Source organism: Rhizobium sp. RAF56 (assembly GCF_052113965.1).
Lineage (GTDB): Bacteria > Pseudomonadota > Alphaproteobacteria > Rhizobiales > Rhizobiaceae > Rhizobium.
Genome location: NZ_JBFRDU010000100.1, coordinates 1 through 1,442, shown reverse-complemented (window position 1 = coordinate 1,442; position 1,442 = coordinate 1). Strand labels below are relative to the sequence as shown.

The 1,442-nt window shown below is 60.5% G+C and carries 2 protein-coding genes; both read right to left on the bottom strand.

Annotated elements, in window-relative coordinates:
- Positions 1-626: hypothetical protein (locus AB4048_RS28705; protein WP_442205334.1), on the bottom strand; the 626-nt coding region annotated here is incomplete at its 3' end.
- A 105-nt stretch (positions 627-731) separates the two neighbouring features.
- Positions 732-1,442, bottom strand: a 711-nt coding sequence (locus tag AB4048_RS28700) for an HAD family hydrolase (protein WP_442205333.1), incomplete at its 5' end; no start/stop codon positions are given.

The following is a 1,442-nucleotide window of genomic DNA, read 5'->3' as shown; positions in this document are numbered from 1 at the left end:
ATGCGATTGCCACTGAAGTCTCCACGGTCGAAGTCTCCACCGCCGAAGTCGCGGCCACCGCCAAAGCCTCCACCGCCGCCAAAGCCACCCCCACCGCCACCAAAACCACCCCCACCAAACCCGCCGCCACGGTCGATGAAGAGCGCGGCAGGTCCACTGGATCCACTAAGGCTTCCCTCCAGAACGGAAACGTCGAAGGTCAGATTGCCGCCATCGAGCTTAGGCGCCTTAAGCACCACGACCGCGTCTTCAACCTTCGAACCATCCCCGCCGAGAACTGAGATGGTTGCGTTTGGTGGATCCTTGATGAAATTGTCCTTGTCCTTGTCCCACTGCATGATGAATTGCTCGGTCATGACATGACCGGCCGCCCGCACGGGGCGGTCGGCGAAGACGATCGAGTTCGCCGCAACGCCTGTCATGGTCAGCTTGTCATTCTGCAGGGTCGCGCCCGCCGAGTTCAGCACGAAGAGCGACGGGACCGGGCCTGTCGGCGTGACGACGCCGATGGTCTTCTGCAGCGGAACATGCGGCGGGACGCTGGCATCCTGTGCCCGGATTGCACCGGAGATGGAACAAACGCTGGCGGCCAGCAGAGAAGTGTAGACCAGATTTCTCGTACGCATGGCTAGGTTCCTTTTCTATCCGCTTGGATTTGCTGGCAATGCTGAGGCATCCTGACCCTCGTGAAATGGGCTGTCGTGACAGGAATGCTCTCGCCCGCGACCAGCTCACTTTGATGGAAAGATCTGCTTCCAGTCGGCTTTCATGTCGACGACGGTCCAATGGTTCGCCACAGCCGCGTCGAGCGCCTTATCAAGGTGCCCGAACTCGGTTTTGCGGTCGTAGGCGTATTCGCGCTCGGCGTCGGTGTGATGGACGATCAAGCCGAAGCGCGCGCCATCGGCCATCGTCGTCCATTGCAGCATCTGAAGGTCGCCGTCGGAATTGCCGAAGGCCGCGATGGGCCGCCGCCCGATATACTCGTTGATGCCGACCGGCTTGCCCTCCTTGTCGTCGATGAAATTGATCGCAGGCGTCCGAAGCAGGACCGGCTTGCCGTTCTGCATCTCGAACTTGGTCTTGATCGACGAGCCGATGACCTGCTCAGGGGGGATGCCATAGACTTTTTCCGTCCATGGCCGCATAAACTCGACCCCGCCGCCCGATACGACGAAGGTCTTGAAGCCGTTATCGCGCAGATAGGCGAGCAGCTCCAGCATCGGTTGGTAGACGAGCTCGGTGTAGGCGCGCTTGAACTTCGGGTCGCGCGCCGTGGCGATCCAATCGGAAGCGATTTTCTGGAATTCGTCGCTCGTCATCCCGGAATGCGTCGCCATGATGATCTCGACGAGGCCCTTTTCTCCCGATGCGGCGAGCGTCTTCATGTCGCCCTCAAGAACGGCCTTGAACGGCTGCTTGGTCTTCCATTCCGGATGGGC